The organism is Mesorhizobium sp. AD1-1, assembly GCF_020164655.1.
Classification (GTDB): Bacteria; Pseudomonadota; Alphaproteobacteria; order Rhizobiales; family Rhizobiaceae; genus Mesorhizobium; species Mesorhizobium ciceri.
This window is the reverse complement of sequence record NZ_JAIUGP010000002.1, coordinates 95908-113216: the sequence shown is the minus strand read 5'-3', so window position 1 is coordinate 113216 and position 17309 is coordinate 95908. Positions and strand designations below refer to the sequence as shown.

Genomic DNA, 17309 nt, shown 5'->3' with positions numbered 1-17309 from the left:
CGGGATCATGCTAGGGAGACTTCACCATGCAGGGCATTCTTTACGAGGAACCCTCGATCTGGCAGTTCTTCTTCGTCACCTGTCTGCTCGGCGGCTGGGCGGCGTGGATGACGGGCAAGGCCAGTGCCCAGACGTGGCGCAGCTTCATCCAGCTGTTCGCCTATGTGCTGGGCCTCGGCATCGCGATCCGCTTCATCCATCACGCGCTGTTCGGCGGCACCATGTTCTCGCTGCATTATTATGTCGTCGACACCATCGTGCTGATGATCCTCGGCTTCGTCGGCTATCAATACACGCGCACCAACCAGATGGTGACACAGTATAATTGGCTCTACGAAAGAGCTTCACTCTTGAGCTGGAAACCGAAAGGTTGACGTTCATCATTAACGCCGCCTCGAAATTGAATCGGCGTGACAAGTGCCTGAAAATCGGCAAACTATGCTTTCTGCGATAAGGGTGGGCATCGCATGAAAGCTTCATCCACGCCCACTCCGTTAATGGGAGCGTTTAAATGAAAAAGTCACTTTTGTCCGCCGTCGCCCTGACCGCGCTTGTCGCGTTCGGCGGCAGCGCGTGGGCTGACGTAATGATGGGCGTCGCGGGCCCGATCACCGGTCCGAACGCCGCCTTCGGCGCGCAGCTGCAGAAGGGGGCGGAAGCTGCTGTCGCCGACATCAATGCCAAGGGCGGCATCAACGGCGAGCAGATCAAGCTCGAAGTCGGCGACGACGTCTCCGATCCGAAGCAGGGTATCTCGGTCGCCAACAAGTTCGTCGGCGACGGCGTCAAGTTCGTGGTCGGCCACTTCAACTCCGGCGTCTCTATCCCGGCATCTGAAGTCTATGCGGAAAACGGCATCGTCGAAGTGACGCCGGCCGCGACCAACCCGCAATTCACCGAGCGCGGTCTGTGGAACGTGTTCCGCACCTGCGGACGCGACGACCAGCAGGGCAGCATTGCCGGCGCGTATCTCGCCGCCAACTTCAAGGATGCCAAGATCGCTGTCGTTCACGACAAGACCACCTACGGTCAGGGCCTTGCCGACGAAACCAAGAAGGCGATGAACGCCAAGGGCGTGACGGAAGTCATGTATGAAGGCATCAATGTCGGCGACAAGGACTTCTCGGCGCTGATCGCCAAGATGAAGGAAGCCGGCGTTTCCATCATCTATTGGGGCGGCCTGCACACCGAAGCCGGCCTGATCATCCGTCAGGCGGCCGACCAGGGCCTCAAGGCAACGCTGGTTTCCGGCGATGGCATCGTGTCGAACGAACTGGCTTCGATCGCAGGCGACGCAGTTGCGGGCACGCTCAACACGTTCGGCCCGGATCCGCGCCTGATCCCCGCCAACAAGGAACTCGTCGAGAAGTTCCGCGCGCAGGGTTTCGAGCCGGAAGCCTACACGCTCTACTCCTACGCCGCCGTGCAGGCGATCGCGGAAGCAGCGACCGCTGCCAAGTCGAACGACCCGCAGGCAGTTGCCAAGGCGCTGCATGAAAACGGCCCCTTCAAGACCGTTCTCGGCGACCTGTCCTATGACGCCAAGGGCGATCCGACGCTGCCCGGCTACGTCATGTACGAATGGAAGAAGGGCGACGACGGCAAGTACACCTACGTCCAGAAGATGTAAGCTCGTCAGTCTCCAGACCATTTACCGATGCCCGGCGCCTCGCGCCGGGCATTTTCTTTTGCCATCGTCATGTCAGGGGCGGCCGGTGGAGCCGATGCTTAGCCGGGCAATGATCGTGCATTAACCGGAAAGCCGGCTCTTTTTTGGCTGTTCGGAGGAATGGGGAGGGTCCTTGGCGCAATGATTCCATTTCAATCGGTTTAAATGCGCGTCAATTTCGTTTGCACTGCAGCATTTTCACGCTAATCATTGCGCCGATTTCTCTTCCTTCCGTCGCTGGAGCCCAGTCCTTGGCCATCACGAAGATCCTCGTCGCCAACCGGTCCGAAATCGCCATTCGCGTCTTCCGCGCGGCCAACGAACTCGGGCTCAAAACCGTGGCGATCTGGGCGGAGGAAGACAAATACTCCCTGCATCGCTTCAAGGCCGACGAGAGCTACCAGGTCGGACGCGGGCCGCATCTGACCAGGGACATGGGGCCGATCGAAAGCTATCTGTCGATCGAGGAGGTGATCCGCGTCGCCAGGCTGTCGGGCGCCGATGCTATCCATCCCGGCTACGGATTGTTGTCGGAAAGTCCCGAATTCGCCGACGCCTGTGCCGAAGCCGGCATTACCTTCATCGGGCCGAGGCCGGACACAATGCGGCGGCTCGGCAACAAGGTCGCGGCGCGCAATCTCGCCATCGAGGTCGGCGTGCCGGTGATCCCCGCCACCGATCCGTTGCCGGATGACATGGAGACGGTCAAGACACTGGCCAAGGAAATCGGCTATCCGGTGATGCTGAAGGCATCATGGGGCGGCGGCGGCCGCGGCATGCGGGCCATCCGCGCCGAAGCCGACCTTGCCCGTGAAGTCACCGAAGGCAAGCGCGAGGCGAAAGCCGCCTTCGGCAAGGACGAGGTCTATCTCGAAAAGCTGATCGAGCGCGCCCGTCATGTCGAGGTGCAGGTGCTGGGCGATACCCATGGCAATGCCGTGCACCTGTTCGAGCGCGACTGTTCGATCCAGCGCCGCAACCAGAAGGTCGTCGAGCGGGCGCCGGCGCCCTATCTCGAAATGTCGCAGCGCGAGGTGCTTTGCGGCCATGCGCTCAAGATCGCCCGCGAGACCAGCTATATCGGCGCCGGCACGGTCGAGTTCCTGCAGGACGCCGACACCGGCAAATTCTATTTCATCGAGGTCAACCCGCGCATCCAGGTCGAGCACACCGTCACCGAGCAGGTGACGGGCATCGATATCGTCAAGGCGCAGATCCATATCCTCGACGGCTTTGCCATCGGCACACCGGAATCAGGCGTGCCGGCGCAGAAGGACATAAGGCTGAACGGCCACGCGCTGCAGTGCCGTATCACCACGGAAGATCCCGAGCACAATTTCATCCCCGATTACGGCCGCATCACCGCCTATCGCGGCGCGACGGGCTTCGGCATCCGCCTCGACGGCGGCACCGCTTATTCGGGCGCGGTCATCACCCGCTTCTACGATCCGCTGCTGGAGAAGGTGACGGCGTGGGCGCCGACGCCGGCCGAGACGATCGCCCGCATGAATCGGGCGCTGCGCGAGTTCCGCATCCGCGGCGTCGCCACCAATTTGACCTTCCTCGAAGCGATCATCAACCATCCGAGCTTCGCCGACAATTCCTACACGACCAAGTTCATCGACACGACGCCGGAACTGTTCCAGCAGGTCAAGCGCCAGGACCGCGCCACCAAGCTCATCAACTATCTCGCCGACGTCAGCGTCAACGGCCATCCTGAGACGCGCGGCCGACCGCAGCCGAAGGCCGACGCCGCGGCACCCGTGGTGCCTTACCTCAACGGCAATGTGCCCGGCGGCAGCAAGCAGAAGCTGGATGTGCTGGGCCCGCAGAAGTTCGCGGCCTGGATGCGCGATCAGAAGGAGGTTCTGGTCACCGACACGACGATGCGTGATGGCCATCAATCGCTGCTGGCGACGCGCATGCGCACGCATGACATTGCCGGCATCGCCGGTACCTATGCGCGTGCCTTGCCGCAGCTTCTATCGCTGGAATGCTGGGGTGGCGCCACCTTCGACGTCGCCATGCGCTTCCTCACCGAGGATCCGTGGGAGCGGCTGTCGCTGGTGCGCGAGGCGGCGCCCAATCTGCTGTTGCAGATGCTGCTGCGCGGTGCCAATGGCGTCGGCTACACCAACTATCCCGACAATGTCGTGCAGCATTTCGTCAAGCAGGCAGCAAGCGGTGGCATCGACCTGTTCCGGGTCTTCGATTGCCTGAACTGGGTCGACAACATGCGCGTCGCCATGGATGCGGTCGGAGCCGAGGGCAAGCTGATCGAAGCGGCGATCTGCTACACCGGCGATATCCTCGATCCGGCGCGGGCGAAATACGACCTCAAATACTATGTCGGCCTAGCCAGGGAATTGCAGGCGGCCGGCGCCCACATCATCGCCGTCAAGGACATGGCCGGCCTGCTGAAGCCTTCCGCAGCACGCGTGCTGTTCAAGGCGCTGCGCGAGGCGACCGACCTGCCGATCCATTTCCACACCCACGACACGTCGGGCCTGTCGGCGGCGACGGTGCTGGCGGCGGTGGAAAGCGGCGTCGACGCCATAGACGCGGCGATGGATGCCTTCTCCGGCAACACCTCGCAGCCATGCCTTGGCTCACTCGTCGAGGCGCTGAAGGGCACCGAACGCGACCCCGGTCTCGACCCGCAATGGATCAGGAAGATCTCGTTCTACTGGGAAGCGGTGCGCAACCAGTACGCCGCATTCGAAAGCGACCTCAAGGGGCCGGCCTCGGAAGTCTATCTGCACGAGATGCCGGGCGGGCAGTTCACCAATCTGAAGGAACAGGCTCGCTCGCTCGGATTGGAGACGCGCTGGCACGAGGTGGCGCAGACCTATCACGACGTCAATCTGATGTTCGGCGACATCGTCAAGGTGACGCCGTCGTCCAAGGTCGTCGGCGACATGGCATTGATGATGGTCAGCCAGGACCTGACCGTTGCCGATGTCGAAAACCCGGATAGGGATATCGCCTTCCCGGATTCGGTCGTCTCGATGCTGCGCGGCGATCTCGGCCAGTCGCCAGGCGGGTGGCCGGCGGCGCTGCAGAGGAAGGCGCTCAAGGGCGACAAGCCGATCACGGTGCGGCCCGGCTCGCTGCTCAAGCCAGCCGACCTCAAGGCCAACCGCAAGGAAATCGAGGAGAAGCTCGAGCGCAAGCTGTCGGAGTTCGAATTCGCCTCGTGGCTGATGTATCCGAAGGTGTTTACGGATTTCGCCGGCGCGCAGGAAACCTATGGGCCGGTCAGCGTGCTGCCGACGCCGACGTATTTCTACGGCATGAAGCCGGAAGACGAGATTTTCGTCGACATCGAGAAGGGCAAGACGCTGGTGGTGCGGTGCCTTGCCATCGGCGATGTCGACGAGAAGGGCATGGTCACCGTGTTCTTCGAGCTCAACGGCCAGCCGCGCCGTGTCAAGGTGCCCGACCGGGCGCATGGCGCGTCCGCCGCCAAGGCCCGCCGCAAGGCCGAACCCGGCAACGAGGCGCATGTCGGCGCACCGATGCCGGGCGTCGTTTCTGCGCTTTCGGTGGCTGCCGGCCAGGCTGTGAAGGCCGGTGACGTGCTGCTTTCCATCGAAGCGATGAAGATGGAGACGGCGCTGCATGCCGAGCGCGACGGCACGGTCGCCGAGGTGCTGGTTAAGGCAGGCGACCAGATCGATGCCAAGGATCTGCTGATCGCTTTCAGCTAATTGATACCTTCCTGGGGGTCGCTGTCCGCATCGTGGCGGCAGCGTCAGTTCGATCATCGATAACAGCTTGACCCGCCGCCGCCGGTCGGGCATCGAGCCCGCTCAATTCGCCGCTGCATGCATCCCGAGTCGCGGCGCAGAAACGATGTGGAGAAAAATATGGCCGACGATATCACCGATACCAGCCAGACTGTTGCCGCCGGCCAGCTGCGTGCCTTCATCGAGCGCATAGAGCGGCTCGAGGAAGAGAAGAAGACCATTTCCGACGACATCAAGGAAGTGTTCGCCGAGGCCAAGGGCACAGGCTTCGACACCAAGGCGATGCGCACGATCATCCGGCTGCGCAAGAAGGACCAGGCCGAGCGTCAGGAAGAGGAAACCATCCTCGATCTGTATAAGGCCGCACTCGGCATGGTGTAGAGACCGTCTGGAAATTCTACTCCGGCGGCCATCTGGTGGCGTTTTCTGCGCTTCCCTAGTTCTACTGCAATGCAGTAGAACTGAGCTCACGTACTTTAAGTACGCTCCGCTCCGGTTCTCGAAACCACCACCATATGACTCGCCGGAGCGAATTTCGAAACAGTCTCCGGCCGAGCATGATGCCGGAGCGAGCATCGAGCCATGAGCGAATTCGACTTCGGCGCCCGCCGCGCCTCTGAATTCCGCCAGCGCGGCTTCTGGACGCTGTTCGCCGAGCGGCATCCGGAAGAAAGGGCTCTGATGGCGAGGCGCGGACCCTGGTTCTGGCAGCGCGGGCTGCCCGATTTCGCCTTGGTCCTTTCCATGTATGTCGCGCCGGCGCAGAGCCAGGTCGGCGTCTTCTTCGGCCGCAACGAGAAGTTCGGCGCCACGCAAGCGTGGTCGCGGTTGAAACCGTTCCAGCCTGATATCGAAGCCAGGCTGAAGCTCAGGCCGGAACAGAGTTGCGAGGATCTCGGCATCAATTCGATGTGGCGGGTGAACTGCTATGCCGAGGACAACTGGCCAGCCATGGCCGACTGGCTGGTGACCGAATGTTCGCGTTTCGAGCGCGCGGTAACCGAAGTCCTGAGGCAGGGATAGACATCCGGTGTTGCCAGAGGGTATCGGCTCCTTTTTCCGCTCACGCTGGCAAGGCCAGGTGCCGCTCGACCGGCTGTTCTGGCGCGACCTTGTTCTTGTCGGCACGGCGCTCAACGTAGCATCTCTGGTGGCCGCGATCGTCCTGCTCGGACTGAAGCTGCCGCTCGCGCTGGTTCTGGCGGCGCATTTCGCACCGGTGCCCTACAACCTCTTTCTGACCTTTTCCGTATGGCGAACCACGGAAAAGGCCGGCGCCAAGGCCTCACTGATGACGCTCGGCGCCACATTATGGCTGATCCTGACGGTCGTGGTCTGAGAGCGGACACGGGCGCCCACCGCGTTCGCCGGGTTCGGCCGGGGGGCAATGAAAAGGGCGGCCGCAGCCGCCCTTTTCATTCATTCAATCGAATTTCGGTTCAGGCCGCCGGCTCGAATTTCAGCGCCACGCCGTTGATGCAATAGCGCAGGCCGGTCGGCGGCGGGCCGTCCTCGAAAACATGGCCGAGATGGCTGCCGCAGCGGGCGCAATGGCATTCGGTGCGAACCATGCCGTAGCTGCGGTCGACGGTGTTTTCGACCGAACCCGGCACCGGATCGTTGAAGCTCGGCCAGCCGGTGCCGCTCTCGAACTTCAGCTTGGATTCAAACAAAGGCTGGTCGCAGCCGACGCAGGAAAAGGTGCCGGCGCGCTTCTCGTAGAGCAAAGCGCAACTTCCCGGCCGCTCGGTGCCGTGGCCGCGCATGACGGCATACTGCTCCGGCGTCAGCCGGGCGCGCCATTCGGCGTCGGTGCGGGTTACAGGGTAGGTGTGGGTGTCCATGTGATCTCCTCAGCCTTGCCGGCTCGCCACTACAGCGCCGCGCGCCCATCGGACGCGCAAAGGGACGCTGTAGTACTTTGGTTTTGCGCATAATCCTTTCCGAACCGGAGGTTCGGGATCATGCGCGGATTGCAACCTCATATTCGCACCAAGATAGGCATTTGTGACGCGATTTGCCCGCATTTTCGATCGGGATCTTTATGCGATCGCCCTGAGATAGCGATCGACCGAAGCAGCCAACGCCGCTTTTGCGCCCCCGATGACATTCTGGTTCCACCATGCACCATAGATATGGTCGAACGCGAATGGCTCCAGTGCCGCCGCGATGCGGCGCACGGCCGCTGCATTGAGCGGAATGTAGTTCGGATAGCTGTACATGAAGCTGACATGGCGGCGCGTCGGCGTCACCTGCAAGATATCGCCGGCCAGCAAGACGTCGCCGACATCGCGTTTCCAGTGCAGCACCTGACCGCCGGCAAAGTGGCCGCCGCAGCGGATGAGCGTCAGCGAAGGGTTTATGGCCAGCGTCTCGCCTTCCCAACTGACGATCGCCTTGTGCGGTCGCATGATCCATTGGCGGTCGTCGGCATGGAGATAAATCGGCACGCCGCCAAACGCCTCGCTCCAACTGGCCATCACCGAATAATAGTGGCAGTGCGAGATGGCGATCGCCGCCAGGCCACCGCGGCGGTTGATCTCGGCCACCGCCTCGTCGCTGACCATCGAAACGCAGTCCCACAGCACGTTGCCGTGTGGCGTCTGCGCCAGCAGCGCCCGTTGGCCGATGGCGAAGCGCGGCTCGATGCCGAAGGCGAGAACGCCGGCATCGTCCTTCATAACAAGCCGGTGTCCTTCGGCAAGTTCCTCCGGCGTGATCCACGCTTGGCCCTCCCAGCGCACATATTGGCGCTCGTCCTCGCAGATCGGGCAATGTTTTGGCGGCGTCTCTGTCGCCGCGAACTGGACGCCGCATTGCAGGCAGAGGAAGCAGGTCATCGGATCTCCTGTCAGTCTTTCAGTGCTTTCTTGAAAGCTGCTTGGTCGCGCCCTCAAGCCCGGCCAGCGTCAGCGGGAACATGCGGCCGCCGAAGATGTCGCGGATCATCGCAATCGAGTGGGTGTAGCCCCAGTTCTTGGGGTCTTCGGGGTTCAGCCATACCGCGTTCGGCCATTGCTGCAGCAGACGGCCGAGCCAGACGCTGCCCGCCTCCGGATTCCAGTGCTCGACCGAACCGCCGGGGTGAGCGATCTCGTAAGGGCTCATCGAGGCGTCGCCGACGACGATCACCTTGTAGTCCGGCCCATATTTGTGAAGCAGGTCGAAGGTCGGAATCACCTCGGCATGCCTGCGGCGATTGTCCTTCCACACGCCCTCATAGAGGCAGTTGTGGAAATAGAAATATTCGAGCTGGCGGAATTCGGCGCGGGCGGCCGAGAATAGCTCCTCGACGCCTTTGATGTGGTCGTCCATCGAACCGCCGACATCGAAGAACATCAAAAGCTTCACCGCGTTGCGCCGCTCTGGCCGCGTCCGCACGTCGAGATAGCCATGTTCGGCCGTGGCGTGGATGGTTCCGGGCAGGTCGAACTCTTCCTCGGCGCCCTCGCGCACCCAGCGACGCAGGCGTTTCAGCGCGATCTTGATGTTGCGGGTGCCGAGTTCGACGGCATCGTCGAAATTCCTGAACTCGCGTTTGTCCCAGACCTTCACCGCGCGGCGGCTGCGGCTTTCATGCTGGCCGATGCGCACGCCTTCGGGATTGTAGCCATAGGCGCCGAAAGGCGAGGTGCCGCCGGTGCCGATCCATTTCGAGCCGCCCTGGTGGCGACCTTTTTGCTCCTCGAGTCGCTGTTTCAGAGTCTCCATCAGCTTTTCGAACCCGCCGAGCGCCTCGACCAGTTTTTTCTCCTCGTCGGTCAGGTGCTTTTCGGCGAGGCGGCGCAGCCATTCCTCGGGGATATTGGCGACGTCCAGCGCGTCCGGTCCGCCCAGCGCTTCAATGCCCTTGAAGACATGCGCGAACACCTGGTCGAAGCGGTCGATATGGCGCTCGTCCTTCACCAGGGCGGCGCGGGCGAGGTAATAAAAACCTTCGACGTCGTAGTCGACCAGCCCAGCTTCCAGCCCCTCCAGCAGCGACAGATATTCCCTGAGCGAGACAGGAACGCGTGCAGCCTTCAGTTCAAGGAAGAAGGGGATGAACATGGCCGGTTACAGCAAATCATACTCGATGAAGCCCGTGCGGCGGGCGACGTGGTCGTAAAGCTTGCGCGCGGTGGCGTTGGTCTCGTGCGTCATCCAGTAGACATTCTTGACGCCGATCTTTGCCGCCTCTTCCTTCACTGCGTTGATAAGGGCGGCGCCGATCCCCTTGCCGCGCACATCCGGGTCGGCGAACAAATCCTGCAGATAGCAGTTGTTTTTCTCCGACCAGCCGGAGCGGTGGTACAGGTAGTGCGTGAGACCGACCGCCTTGCCGTCCAGTGTGGCGATGAAGCCTTTTGGCTCGAATTCGCCCAGAGTGAACAGCCGCTTCCAGGTGATGGCGTAGACCTCTTCCGGCAGCTTCGTCTCATAGAAGGTGAGATAGTCGGTCCACAGGCGCCGCCAATCGGCGTGGTCGGACTGCGCGAGCGGGCGGACGATTATCTCGGACATTTCGTTCCCTCTGAAGTCTGGAACCCGATCCATACCAATAGAATCGGGATCAGGAACACCCTTGCCTATTCGGCAGGCGAACTATATTCGCGAAAAGCGGTCGCGAGCATGTGCAGCGCCTCCCGCGCCCGCGGCGGCAGAGCGTGCGACTGCAAAACGATCTCGGACGGGGGAATTGGTGGCAGGCCGAGTTTGCGGCCCACCTCGATCAAGCCCGGGGGCACAACCCGGTAAGCGAGGGCGGAAAGGGCAAAGCCCGCCGATACCGCGATGTTGACGGCAGCGCCGCCGCCGCCGACGAAAGCCTCATTCCAGGCGATGCCTGCCCGGTCCAGCGCCTCGACCGCTCTCATACGGTCCGGGCAATTGCATCTGGTGCTTAAAAGAGCCAGGCGCAGGGGCGTGCCTGGTCGCCATTCGAAGCCAGGTGCCGCGAACCAGCCATAGTGGGTGCGCGACAAAGCTTCACCGCGTCGACTGTCATCTTCCTGGTGCACAATCACCGCATCGAGTTCGCCGCGATCGAAAGCTTCTTCCAGCATGGAGCTGGTATCGATCCGTATGTTGAGCGCGAGCGACGGATCGTGGGCATGAAGCTGGGCGATCAGCGTGGAAAGCTCAGGCCCCGCGACATGATCGACGAAGCCGAGCGCAAGCCGACATGGCGCCGCGGAAAATTCCGCGACGGCGCGTTCATGGGCGGCAAGGAATTCGCGGGCCACGGGCAGGAAGACAGCCCCCCTTTCCGACAGTGCCACGCGGCGCGGGGTTCGTTCGATCAAACGTGCGCCGAGCTTTTCCTCGAGCCGCCGCAACTTGACGCTGATCGTCGCCTGGGTGCTGCCAAGTGCTGCAGCCGCCCGGGTGAAGCTCTGCAGGTCGGCCACCATGACGAAAGTGCGCACGGCATCGACATCGAGACTGGCCATCTCCGGCATTCCATTTTGTTATCTCTGAAATAGAAATGCATAGTCTTTTTTCATGGTCAAGCCTCGTCTATGTCATCTCGACCGCAGTTTGAAGAGCCAGCCCGGTTCCAGAATGCTTCGACAGAAAGTGATCGACATGACGTTTCAAATCGACCGAAACACCGTTGCGCTTGCCGGGGCCTGCCTTGCCTCGCTGTTGTTCGGCCTCGAAATCTCCAGCGTCCCGGTGATCCTTCCGAAACTGGAAAGCGTGCTCGCCGCCGACTTCAAGGATCTGCAATGGATCATGAACGCCTACACCATTGCCTGCACCACGGTGCTGATGGCGACAGGAACGCTGGCCGACCGCTTCGGCCGCAAACGGGTGATGGTGATCGCCACCATCGCCTTCGGCCTGGCCTCACTGCTGTGCGGCCTCGCGCCGAGCGCTTCGCTCCTCATCATTGCACGCTTCCTGCAAGGCCTGGCGGGAGGGGCGATGTTCACTTGCAGCGTGGCCGTCTTGTCCCACCAGTTTCAGGACGGCAGCGAACGCGGCAAGGCTTTTGTGGCCTGGAGCGTCGTCTCGGGGATCGGGCTTGGCTTTGGTCCAGCCATCGGTGGATTGATCGTCGCGTTCTCGAGCTGGCAGTGGGTGTTCCTCATCCATGTGCCGCTTGCCATCCTTGCGCTGGTCTTCATCGGTGCCGGTGTCACCGAATCACGCGACCACAATGCCCAGAAGCTTGACCGTGCCGGTATCCTGACGCTCTCGTTCGCGGTGTTCGGCTTCTCCTATCTGATCACGCAAGGGGCCGATCTCGGCTCTGGCGCCCGCATCGGCGTAGCAAGTGCTGCCGTGCTGGCCTTCGCCGCGTTCCTCGTTGCCGAGAAGATCAGCCCCTACCCGATGTTCGATTTCTCGGTGTTCCGGATCCGTCAATTTTCGGGAGCGATCATGGGCGGCATCGGCATGAATTTCAGTTATTGGCCGTTCATCATCTATCTGCCGATCTATTTTTCGGGTGTGCTCGGCTACGACAGCACCACGACCGGCCTGCTGCTGCTCGTCTACACGCTTCCCTTGATGCTGATGTCCTCGACCGCCGAGCGCCTGCGCGCCCGCTATCAGGCGCGGGTGGCGATCCCGCTCGGGTTGCTGACATTGGGGGTCGGCTTTATCGCCATGAGGATAGGTTCGAGCCTTGAGGGAGCCAGCTGGCTGACCATGCTGCCCGGTACGCTGATCGCCGGTATCGGTATCGGCCTCACCAACTCACCGACCACCAACACCACGACGGGTTCGGTGTCGCCGGATCGCGCCGGCATGGCTTCGGGCATCGATATCAGCGCGCGGCTGATCACGCTCGCCATCAACATCGCGGTGCTGGGCCTGCTGTTGACGCAGGGAATTGCTTCCTATCTCAAAACCGCATTGGGCACGGCCCTTGACCCGGACGAATTGCGCGCGTTGGCGGAAAAGATCGCCACCGGAAATCTCGATGGCCTCTCGCAATATTCGCCCAGGCTGGCGACCCTCGACCCGTCCGGCGCGCTTGCGCATGCCGCCTTGGTCAACGGTTTTGGCTGGGTCATGCTCTATAGCGGGATCGGCGTTCTTGCCCTTGCCGTCATCAGCTTCGTCGTCTTCGGCCCCAGAAACGTCGCGCCGCAAGAGGCAAGGGACCGTCATCGTGCTCAGGGCGCAAGCGAAGCTCGATCGTAGCAAGTGCCCGGCGCCTCACCCTTGCCTGCGCGCCATGAAGGCAAGCCGCTCGAACAGATGGACATCCTGTTCGTTCTTCAGCAATGCGCCATGCAGCTTGGGCAACGCGTTCTTCGGGTCGGCGCGCAGATCCTCGGGCGCGATATCGTCGGCGACCAGCAGGCGGATCCAGTCGAGCGCCTCGGAGGTCGACGGTTTTTTCTTCAGCCCCGGCACTTCGCGGATCTCGTAGAACTGGGTGAGGGCTGCCCGAACCAGGTTCTGCTTGATGCCGGGATAGTGGACGTCGACGATTCTGTGCAGCGTGTCGACGTCGGGAAAGCGGATGTAATGGAAGAAGCAGCGGCGCAGGAACGCGTCCGGCAACTCCTTCTCGTTGTTGGAGGTGATGATGACGATCGGCCTGACGGCGGCGCGGATGGTTTCGCCGGTCTCGTAGACGAAGAACTCCATCCGATCGAGTTCCTGCAGGAGATCGTTTGGGAATTCGATGTCGGCCTTGTCGATCTCGTCGATCAAGAGCACGACCTTCCTGCCGGCGGCGAAAGCCTCCCAGAGTTTGCCGCGCTTGATGTAGTTCCTGATGTCGTTAAAGCGCTCGTCGCCCAACTGGCTGTCGCGCAGCCGCGAGACGGCATCATATTCGTACAGGCCCTGCTGCGCCCGCGTCGTCGACTTGACGTGCCATTCGATGAAGTCGAGGCCGAGTGCAGCCGCCACCTGGCGGGCCAGTTCCGTCTTGCCGGTGCCGGGCTCGCCCTTGACCAGCAAGGGCCGCTCCAGCGCGATCGCCGCATTGACGGCCACCATCAGATCCTTGTCGGCGACATAGGCCGCCGTGCCTTCGAAACGCATTCTTGCTCCTCGGTTGGTCATCGCGACCGTAAGGACGAGGCCGTGCCTGTGCAAGGGTGAGGTGTTGGCGGCGCGAGGGCCTGAACCAACACGGAAAGAGTGCCCGTCTCACTGGCGCTTAGCCGGCCGGCAGCCTATATTGGGCGGGACGGTCTGTGCTTCCCGGCAGGAGAACATTTTCCCCGGGGCCTTAACGATCCTTAGGGAGCTGTCCCTGGGAAGACCTGTGGGTTTTCTCACACGGCGCCCACCTACTTTGTAGGTTCCCGGGATCGCTCTCTCCACCGGTTGTGTGGATCGTCACTTATTGCCACGCGTCCCGCATTTCGGTGGATGATTGCGGTGGAAAACGTCGCTCCCAACACTCCATCCAGATCTGACCTTTTCTACCCTGACTGCATGACCTCTCTCAAAGACCTCAAAAAGCAGCTTCGCCGCGAGGCCCTCGGACGCCGCGATGCGCTCGACGAATTCTGGCGGGTGGAGGTCGCGCTTGAAATGGCAGAGACGGCACGCGATCACCTCCACATTGAGCCGGGCCAGATCGTTTCCGGCTTCTGGCCGATGCGCTCGGAAGTCGACGTCAGGCCGCTGATGTTTGCCTTGCGCGAAAGGGGCGCGCGGCTTTGCCTGCCGGCCATTCTCGACAAAACCACGATCGTCTTTCGCGAACTGGTGCGCGGCGCGCCGATGGTCGAGATGGGTTTCGGCACGGTCGGCCCGCATGAAGAAGCAGAAGTGCTCGACCCCTCGGTGATGCTGGTGCCGCTCGCCGCCTTCGATGCGCGCGGCCATCGCATCGGCTATGGTGCCGGCTATTACGACCGCGCCATCGCCAAGCTGATCGACAAGGGACAGCCGCCGCGGCTGGTCGGCATCGCCTTCGACTGCCAGGAGGTGGCAATGGTGCCGGATGAGGAACATGACGTCGTCATTCCGGAAATACTGACCGAGAGCGGGTTGCGCCGCTTCGCGTCAAAATTGTAGATAAAAGGACGCATGATCTTTCACAGATGTCATGCAGCTTTTGCTTCGCTGACCTTCGGTGCGGGATCATATGAGACTTCTCTTCCTCGGTGACATGGTTGGAAAGACAGGACGGACGGCGGTGTGGGAACAGCTGCCCGGCTTGATCTCCGACTTCAAACTCGATTTCGTCATCGTCAACGGTGAGAACGCCGCCGGCGGCTTCGGCATCACCGAAGATATCTTTCGCGAGACGATCGCGGCCGGTGCGGATGTCGTCACAACCGGCAACCATGTCTGGGACCAGCGCGACGCACTCGCCTTCGCGCCGCGCGAAGAGCGCTTCCTGCGCCCCTCGAACTTTCCCAAGGGCACGCCCGGGCGCGGCTCCGGCGTCTACATCGCCAGGAGCGGCGCGCGCGTGCTGGTCGCCAACATCATGGGCCGGGTGTTCATGCATCCCGAACTCGACGATCCCTTCCAGGCCGGCGAACGCGAGCTTGCCGCCTGTCCGCTCGGCGAGCAGGCGGATGCCGTGATCATCGACTTCCACGCCGAGGCGACCTCGGAAAAGATGTGCTTCGCGCATTTCGTCGACGGCCGCGCCAGCCTCGTCGTCGGCACCCACACCCACCAGCCGACCGGCGATCACCAGATCCTCAATGGCGGTACCGGTTATATGTCCGACGCCGGCATGTGCGGCGACTATGATTCCTCGCTCGGCATGGACAAGGAGGAGCCGCTCAATCGGTTCCTGTCGAAAGTGCCGAAAGGCCGCTTCGAAGCGGCGACCGGACCGGCGACATTGTGCGGCGTCGGCGTCGATATTTCCGACCGCACCGGGCTGACCGAGCGGATCGCGCCGTTTCGTCGCGGCCCGCGGCTGGAGGAAACCGCACCGTCCTTCTGGTCATGACATTGATATAGGCACGCTTAGTACCTAACTGCCGGCGACACTGCTCTAGATCGTTAAAAGAGGGGACGACCTCCATGCAGCTCATCGAATTCCTGGCGCCGCATTTTCAATTTGTGTCCGATCCAACCGCCTGGGTCGCGCTGCTGACGCTGATTGTGCTCGAGGTCGTGCTCGGCATCGACAATCTGATCTTCATCTCGATCCTGACCAACAAGCTGCCGGAAGCACAACGGGCCCGTGCCCGCCGGCTCGGCATCTCGGCGGCGCTGATCATGCGGCTGGTGCTGCTGGCCACCATTTCGATCATCGTCCAGCTGACCACGCCGGTGTTCACGGCCTTCGGCCATGGTTTTTCCTGGCGCGACCTGATCCTGATCGCCGGCGGCCTGTTCCTGGTCTGGAAGGCGACCAAGGAGATCCATCACACGGTCGATCCCGACGACCACAAGGATACGATGATGGGCGAGACGCTGCAGATCAGCCTTGCCGGCGCGATCTTCCAGATCCTGCTGCTCGACCTGGTCTTCTCGATCGATTCGATCATCACCGCCGTCGGCATGACCGACGAGATCGCCATCATGTACATCGCCGTGATCGTGGCGGTCAGCGTGATGATGCTGGCGGCCGGGCCGCTGGCCAACTTCATCGCCAAGAACCCGAGCATTGTCATGCTGGCGCTGGGCTTCCTTTTGATGATCGGCATGACACTGATCGCCGACGGCATGGGCTACCATGTGCCCAAGGGCTACATCTATGCGGCGATGGGCTTTTCGGCATTGGTCGAGGGGCTCAACATGCTGGCGCGGCGGCGCAAGAAGCCGGGCGGCGGGCATTGAGGCATGAGCAGCAGGGACCTTAGCCAGGATCAGCGCGATCAGTTGGCCAAGCTGGCTGAATTGCCTGACAGCGAGATCGATATCTTGGACATTCCGGAAGCTCCGGCCGAGAATTGGGCTCAAGCTCGTCGTGAGCAGGAAAAGCGGCGATCCCAAGCCCGCCGGTTCAGTTAGCCGGCACGCCCTTCGGGTGACGGTCGCCGATCAGGCCGAGCGTCAGGCCTTGTTCCAGCCACGCCTTGGCACCGGCCAGCACCAGCGTGAAGCCGCCGGTTGAGCCGACGGCCTCTTTCACCTGCCCGTCGCCATCGCCGGCGAAGCCAAAATTGCGAACCTCGAGAAAAGTTGTCTCGCCAGGCATTTCGGTGAAAGTCCAGACCACGGTGGTCGGTGGATCGCTCCACTGCATGACGATCTTTTCGTTCGGAACGATCTCGCTGACGTCGACCGTCGTCGAGACGCCGTACATGCGCCATTCCCAGTGGATCTGCTCGCCGCTGTCCAGCCGGCCGCTGCTATGGGTAAACCAGAATTTTGTGGTGATGGCCGGGTCGACGAAGGCCTCGAACACTTCGGCGACAGGCCGCCGGATCAGCATGCCGGCTTCGGCGGTCGGTTTTTCGTGGATGTCCATGGAATGCTCCTAATGGTCAGATATTGGTCTCGTTGGCGGGTTCGCCTTTCATCTCGCTGCGGTAGTAACCGTCGCGCAAATTGATGCCGTGCTCGACATAGGCCTTCATGCAGGCCAGCATCTGCGACCAGCCCTCGCAATTGAGATAGGACTTCTTCAGGCCGACCGCGCCTTCCTGCCAGCCGCTCTCGGCGATGGTGACGAAGGTGCCGCCATCGTCCAGCGGTTCGAAGTTCATCTCGATGCGGGTTTTGTAGGCCGGCTTGCCGTCCTCATCGGTGGCATCCCAGCGCAGCACGATGCGGCGGTCCTTGACCACTTCGTCGACCTCGACCGGCACCTTGCCCCACCAGACGACGCCGGCGCCGGCTTCCAGCGGCGCGCTGGCGCCGCCGATCGTGGTGAAATAGCCGCTCAGTTTCTTCGGATTGACGACTGCGTCGAAGACGTCGGCGACCGGCTTGCCGATGCGTCCGGAAACACTGAATCCAAGTGACATATCCACAGCTCCTTCCCTTGATCGGTTCAACAATATGTTATATAAACA

Annotated in this window: 18 protein-coding genes and 1 other RNA gene; 11 read left to right on the top strand and 8 right to left on the bottom strand. The window is 62.0% G+C overall.

Features of this window, described 5'->3' with window-relative positions:
• Positions 1–26 precede the first annotated feature (26 nt).
• From LB519_RS04060 to LB519_RS04035, 6 genes are all read left to right on the top strand, one after another.
• The gene (locus LB519_RS04060) at positions 27–374 is read left to right on the top strand and encodes a DUF6867 family protein (protein ID WP_013529096.1); all 348 of its coding nucleotides are present in this window, start codon (positions 27–29) and stop codon (positions 372–374) included.
• 137 nt (positions 375–511) lie between these two features.
• Positions 512–1630 (top strand): branched-chain amino acid ABC transporter substrate-binding protein, encoded by a 1119-nt coding sequence (locus tag LB519_RS04055; RefSeq protein ID WP_013529097.1) that lies wholly within the window; start codon positions 512–514, stop codon positions 1628–1630.
• Between the two features lie 290 nt (positions 1631–1920).
• Positions 1921–5379 carry a pyruvate carboxylase gene (gene pyc, locus LB519_RS04050; protein ID WP_224618769.1) on the top strand — a complete coding sequence of 1153 codons (3459 nt, stop codon included), beginning with the start codon at positions 1921–1923 and terminating at the stop codon, positions 5377–5379.
• Between the two features lie 159 nt (positions 5380–5538).
• Entirely contained in the window at positions 5539–5799 is a 261-nt protein-coding gene (locus LB519_RS04045) for a DUF2312 domain-containing protein (protein WP_013529099.1), read from the top strand.
• Positions 5800–6000: 201 nt separating this feature from the next.
• Positions 6001–6441 carry a hypothetical protein gene (locus LB519_RS04040; protein WP_013529100.1) on the top strand — a complete coding sequence of 147 codons (441 nt, stop codon included), beginning with the start codon at positions 6001–6003 and terminating at the stop codon, positions 6439–6441.
• 7 nt (positions 6442–6448) lie between these two features.
• Positions 6449–6757, top strand: a complete 309-nt coding sequence (locus LB519_RS04035) for a hypothetical protein (protein ID WP_224618766.1) — start codon at positions 6449–6451, stop codon at positions 6755–6757.
• Between the two features lie 100 nt (positions 6758–6857).
• Here LB519_RS04035 and msrB read toward each other — a convergent pair whose 3' ends face one another.
• The 5 genes from msrB to LB519_RS04010 form a co-directional block, all read right to left on the bottom strand.
• Positions 6858–7262 carry a peptide-methionine (R)-S-oxide reductase MsrB gene (msrB, locus tag LB519_RS04030; protein WP_013529102.1) on the bottom strand — a complete coding sequence of 135 codons (405 nt, stop codon included), beginning with the start codon at positions 7260–7262 and terminating at the stop codon, positions 6858–6860.
• A 198-nt stretch (positions 7263–7460) separates the two neighbouring features.
• Positions 7461–8258 carry an MBL fold metallo-hydrolase gene (locus LB519_RS04025; RefSeq protein ID WP_224618765.1) on the bottom strand — a complete coding sequence of 266 codons (798 nt, stop codon included), beginning with the start codon at positions 8256–8258 and terminating at the stop codon, positions 7461–7463.
• A gap of 19 nt (positions 8259–8277) precedes the next feature.
• Positions 8278–9468 (bottom strand): vWA domain-containing protein, encoded by a 1191-nt coding sequence (locus LB519_RS04020; RefSeq protein ID WP_224618764.1) that lies wholly within the window; start codon positions 9466–9468, stop codon positions 8278–8280.
• Between the two features lie 6 nt (positions 9469–9474).
• Complete coding sequence (locus tag LB519_RS04015) at positions 9475–9921, bottom strand: GNAT family N-acetyltransferase (protein ID WP_224618763.1); 447 nt, start codon at positions 9919–9921, stop codon at positions 9475–9477.
• Between the two features lie 65 nt (positions 9922–9986).
• Entirely contained in the window at positions 9987–10850 is an 864-nt protein-coding gene (locus LB519_RS04010) for a LysR family transcriptional regulator (protein ID WP_024502900.1), read from the bottom strand.
• 136 nt (positions 10851–10986) lie between these two features.
• On the opposite strand from LB519_RS04010, the gene LB519_RS04005 reads away from it, so the two are divergent.
• Positions 10987–12555: an MFS transporter gene (locus tag LB519_RS04005; protein WP_024502901.1), complete on the top strand. Its 1569-nt coding sequence runs from the start codon at positions 10987–10989 to the stop codon at positions 12553–12555.
• Positions 12556–12570: 15 nt separating this feature from the next.
• Here LB519_RS04005 and LB519_RS04000 read toward each other — a convergent pair whose 3' ends face one another.
• On the bottom strand, positions 12571–13410 hold the full coding sequence (locus LB519_RS04000; protein WP_224618762.1) for an AAA family ATPase: 840 nt from the start codon (positions 13408–13410) through the stop codon (positions 12571–12573).
• Positions 13411–13557: 147 nt separating this feature from the next.
• Here LB519_RS04000 and ssrS point away from each other — a divergent pair.
• The 4 genes from ssrS (at position 13558) to LB519_RS03980 (ending at position 16128) form a co-directional block, all read left to right on the top strand.
• A non-coding RNA gene (gene ssrS, locus LB519_RS03995) (6S RNA) lies at positions 13558–13713 on the top strand.
• Between the two features lie 96 nt (positions 13714–13809).
• Positions 13810–14397, top strand: coding sequence for a 5-formyltetrahydrofolate cyclo-ligase (locus tag LB519_RS03990; RefSeq protein ID WP_024502903.1), 588 nt, complete (start codon positions 13810–13812; stop codon positions 14395–14397).
• A gap of 70 nt (positions 14398–14467) precedes the next feature.
• Positions 14468–15292 (top strand): YmdB family metallophosphoesterase, encoded by an 825-nt coding sequence (locus LB519_RS03985; protein WP_024502904.1) that lies wholly within the window; start codon positions 14468–14470, stop codon positions 15290–15292.
• Positions 15293–15366: 74 nt separating this feature from the next.
• Entirely contained in the window at positions 15367–16128 is a 762-nt protein-coding gene (locus tag LB519_RS03980) for a TerC family protein (protein WP_013529109.1), read from the top strand.
• A 166-nt stretch (positions 16129–16294) separates the two neighbouring features.
• On the opposite strand, the gene LB519_RS03975 is transcribed toward LB519_RS03980, so the two are convergent.
• Together LB519_RS03975 and LB519_RS03970 are read right to left on the bottom strand one after the other, a co-directional pair.
• A complete protein-coding gene (locus LB519_RS03975) occupies positions 16295–16762 on the bottom strand; it encodes an SRPBCC family protein (RefSeq protein ID WP_127369214.1) in 468 nt (155 codons plus the stop codon).
• Positions 16763–16778: 16 nt separating this feature from the next.
• On the bottom strand, positions 16779–17261 hold the full coding sequence (locus LB519_RS03970; protein WP_224618761.1) for an SRPBCC domain-containing protein: 483 nt from the start codon (positions 17259–17261) through the stop codon (positions 16779–16781).
• Positions 17262–17309 lie beyond the last annotated feature (48 nt).

Excerpts from the sequence above, each read along its gene's own strand:
- LB519_RS04060 (WP_013529096.1), top strand. The coding sequence starts at position 27 with ATGCAGGGCATTCTTTACGAGGAACCCTCGATCTGGCAGTTCTTCTTC.
- LB519_RS04055 (WP_013529097.1), top strand. The coding sequence starts at position 512 with ATGAAAAAGTCACTTTTGTCCGCCGTCGCCCTGACCGCGCTTGTCGCG.
- LB519_RS04045 (WP_013529099.1), top strand. The coding sequence starts at position 5,539 with ATGGCCGACGATATCACCGATACCAGCCAGACTGTTGCCGCCGGCCAG.
- LB519_RS04040 (WP_013529100.1), top strand. The coding sequence starts at position 6,001 with ATGAGCGAATTCGACTTCGGCGCCCGCCGCGCCTCTGAATTCCGCCAG.
- msrB (WP_013529102.1), bottom strand. The coding sequence starts at position 7,262 with ATGGACACCCACACCTACCCTGTAACCCGCACCGACGCCGAATGGCGC.
- LB519_RS04025 (WP_224618765.1), bottom strand. The coding sequence starts at position 8,258 with ATGACCTGCTTCCTCTGCCTGCAATGCGGCGTCCAGTTCGCGGCGACA.
- LB519_RS04020 (WP_224618764.1), bottom strand. The coding sequence starts at position 9,468 with ATGTTCATCCCCTTCTTCCTTGAACTGAAGGCTGCACGCGTTCCTGTC.
- LB519_RS04015 (WP_224618763.1), bottom strand. The coding sequence starts at position 9,921 with ATGTCCGAGATAATCGTCCGCCCGCTCGCGCAGTCCGACCACGCCGAT.
- LB519_RS04010 (WP_024502900.1), bottom strand. The coding sequence starts at position 10,850 with ATGGCCAGTCTCGATGTCGATGCCGTGCGCACTTTCGTCATGGTGGCC.
- LB519_RS04005 (WP_024502901.1), top strand. The coding sequence starts at position 10,987 with ATGACGTTTCAAATCGACCGAAACACCGTTGCGCTTGCCGGGGCCTGC.
- LB519_RS04000 (WP_224618762.1), bottom strand. The coding sequence starts at position 13,410 with ATGCGTTTCGAAGGCACGGCGGCCTATGTCGCCGACAAGGATCTGATG.
- LB519_RS03990 (WP_024502903.1), top strand. The coding sequence starts at position 13,810 with ATGACCTCTCTCAAAGACCTCAAAAAGCAGCTTCGCCGCGAGGCCCTC.
- LB519_RS03985 (WP_024502904.1), top strand. The coding sequence starts at position 14,468 with ATGAGACTTCTCTTCCTCGGTGACATGGTTGGAAAGACAGGACGGACG.
- LB519_RS03980 (WP_013529109.1), top strand. The coding sequence starts at position 15,367 with ATGCAGCTCATCGAATTCCTGGCGCCGCATTTTCAATTTGTGTCCGAT.
- LB519_RS03975 (WP_127369214.1), bottom strand. The coding sequence starts at position 16,762 with ATGGACATCCACGAAAAACCGACCGCCGAAGCCGGCATGCTGATCCGG.
- LB519_RS03970 (WP_224618761.1), bottom strand. The coding sequence starts at position 17,261 with ATGTCACTTGGATTCAGTGTTTCCGGACGCATCGGCAAGCCGGTCGCC.